The following is a 2,216-nucleotide window of genomic DNA, read 5'->3' as shown; positions in this document are numbered from 1 at the left end:
GACCTGCCGGCGCTGGGCGAGCTGTGCGCGCTGCAGCGCAAGCGCGCGGACCTGGCCGGGCTCGCGACCGCGCTGGAGGCCCGCGCGCGCGTGGCCGAAGCGCAGGGCGACAAGCGGCTCGCGGCGGAGGCGCCGTGGCCACGAACACCGGCTCGGGCGGAGCCGGCGGAGGCTCGGGCGGCGAGGCGGGGGCGAACAGCGCCGCCAGCTCCGGGATGTCCGAACCCCGCTTCCAGTCCGGCATGCCCTGGCGCCAGAAGAAGCTGCGCGCGCTGATGGTGCCCGCGGCCATCCACTCGGCCACGGCCGCCTCGTCCAGGGGGCCCTCCTGTTTGTTGCGGACCATCACGAACCAGGGCGCGCCCGCCGTCTGACGGGGCGGAGCGGTGCGCGTGGGCTCGTCGTCCCAGGGAGTCTGCGGGGCCGACACGGGAGGACGGGACAGGGGAGCCGGCGCCACGGCGGCGGCGGCGGGCGCGGCAGGGCCACCCGCGAGCGACCGCTCCTGGGCCCGGATGCGCTCCACGTCGGCGAGCGACACCACGCGGGTGTTCTCCTCCTCGGCGGGACCTTCAACGGTGATGACGTTCTGGCAGTTCTTGCAACGGACCTTGACCGTCTTGCCGCGGACCTTCTCGTCCGCAATGGAGTACCGCTTCTGGCAATTGTCGCAGGTGAAGTTCAAGGGGGAGTCCGGCTCTCGGGGGAAACCGGCGGGGATGCTACCGCCAGAAATCCCCCACGCAAACACACGGTTGACTCTGTCCGTCCGCCCAACTATTCAGCCGCCCTCCCTTTTTTCTCTAGCCTTTGATGAGGGTGGCGGATGCCGGCGAAGGATCTCGGGAACAAGCACGTCTGCTACAAGTGCGCGACGAAGTTCTACGACATGAAGAAGCCGGACCCCATCTGCCCCAAGTGCGGGGCGGATCAGCGGGAGAACGTCGTGCCCAAGGCCCCTGAGGGCCGGCGCGGTCGTCTGGCGGCGGCTCCGAAGGTCATCGAGCCGGAGCCGGAGGAGACTCCCGCCGCCGAGGAGGACGAGGAAGGTCTCGAAGCCTTCGAGGACGAGGACGCCGAGACGCCCGCCGAGCCGGCCGAGGACGAGGACCTGTAGGGTTCTTTCCTGCGGTTTGCATCTTCCGGGGCCCCCCGAACTGCTCGGGTGGGCCCCGTTGCTTTTGCAGGGTGCCCCCGGGCTTCAAGGCCGGGGGCAACGCGGTGCGGCTCAGCGCCGGGGCGAGGACGCCACCGACAGCTCGGTCAGCACCTGGCGGATCTGCTCGTAGAGGCCGGGACCCATCTCCTGCATCCCCACGGGCCGGGCTCCCTTGCGGCGGACCCCACCGGTCACCCGGTCGGCTTCGCTCGGCGCCATCGGTTGTTTCCTGGGCTGGTGCATGGTGTGTCCCCCCGTGTTCGGAAGCTTACATCTTCCGAGGCGGCAATTTTGCCACCAAGACAGAAAATTGACCAGGGATTGTAGTTCCCACCATTCAAGACGTCCTTGGAGGCCGATAATTTAGGCCCCACCCTCCAGGGCATGACGCGGCTCAGGGGCCTTCGCGCACCGCGGCGCCCTGACGCAGCGCAGCGACATCCCAGGTCTGCTCCACCTGGACGGTCTCTCCGGCCCGGACGGTGACCGTCTTGGAGGAGCCGGGCAGCCGCTCGTGCCAGAAGGCGAGCGTGTGGGAGCCCTCGGGCACCCGGAGCCGGAAGCGCCCGTCCGGGGTGGTGGTGGTGAAGTACGGGTGGTCGAAGGTGCGGACCACCGCGTGCATCCAGGGGTGCACGTCGCAGCGGACCTGCACGGTGCCGGGCTCGGCGGGCAGGGGGCGGCGCAGCGTCATCCCCTCCAGCGGCATGGCCACGTTGAAGACGGAGCGGTTGGCCCCGGCCTGGGCGCGCACGTTGTGCACCAGGGGGTCGGAGTTGCGCAGCACCACCTCGGTGCCCGCGCGGGCGGCGAGCGCCGGGGGCTCGTAGTGGCACTGCTTCTGGTCCAGCACGGGCGTCGGGGGCTGCGTCTCCGGGGCGGGCAACGCCGCGCCGTCCTGGAGCGAGACGACGGCATGGGCCAGGGCGCCCTCCCCTCCCACGACGAGCGACCGGTCTTGCGCCTGGTCGCCGCAGACGTGGGCCACGGTGGCCGAGGTGGGCCCGGTGGAGGCCGCGGGGGGAGTACCCGTCAGTCGCACCCGCCCCTCGATTTC

At 71.0% G+C, this 2,216-nt stretch carries 4 protein-coding genes; 1 reads left to right on the top strand and 3 read right to left on the bottom strand.

Annotated features, from left to right (window positions below):
- Window positions 1-685 (bottom strand): GYF domain-containing protein (locus tag D7V97_RS42495; protein WP_120616209.1); only part of this gene is annotated, 685 nt, incomplete at its 3' end.
- 141 nt (window positions 686-826) lie between these two features.
- On the opposite strand from D7V97_RS42495, the gene D7V97_RS42490 reads away from it, so the two are divergent.
- A complete protein-coding gene (locus D7V97_RS42490; protein WP_120616208.1) occupies window positions 827-1,117 on the top strand; it encodes an FYDLN acid domain-containing protein in 291 nt (96 codons plus the stop codon).
- Between the two features lie 111 nt (window positions 1,118-1,228).
- Here D7V97_RS42490 and D7V97_RS45120 read toward each other — a convergent pair whose 3' ends face one another.
- Both D7V97_RS45120 and D7V97_RS42485 read right to left on the bottom strand, forming a co-directional pair.
- Window positions 1,229-1,378 carry a hypothetical protein gene (locus D7V97_RS45120; protein ID WP_158623574.1) on the bottom strand — a complete coding sequence of 50 codons (150 nt, stop codon included), beginning with the start codon at window positions 1,376-1,378 and terminating at the stop codon, window positions 1,229-1,231.
- 175 nt (window positions 1,379-1,553) lie between these two features.
- Window positions 1,554-2,216: hypothetical protein (locus D7V97_RS42485; protein ID WP_120616207.1), on the bottom strand; the 663-nt coding region annotated here is incomplete at its 5' end.

It is taken from the genome of Corallococcus sp. CA053C (assembly GCF_003611675.1).
Classification (GTDB): domain Bacteria; phylum Myxococcota; class Myxococcia; order Myxococcales; family Myxococcaceae; genus Corallococcus.
This window is presented reverse-complemented; position numbering and strand designations above follow the sequence as displayed.

Excerpts from the sequence above, each read along its gene's own strand:
- D7V97_RS42490 (WP_120616208.1), top strand. The coding sequence starts at position 827 with ATGCCGGCGAAGGATCTCGGGAACAAGCACGTCTGCTACAAGTGCGCG.
- D7V97_RS45120 (WP_158623574.1), bottom strand. The coding sequence starts at position 1,378 with ATGGCGCCGAGCGAAGCCGACCGGGTGACCGGTGGGGTCCGCCGCAAG.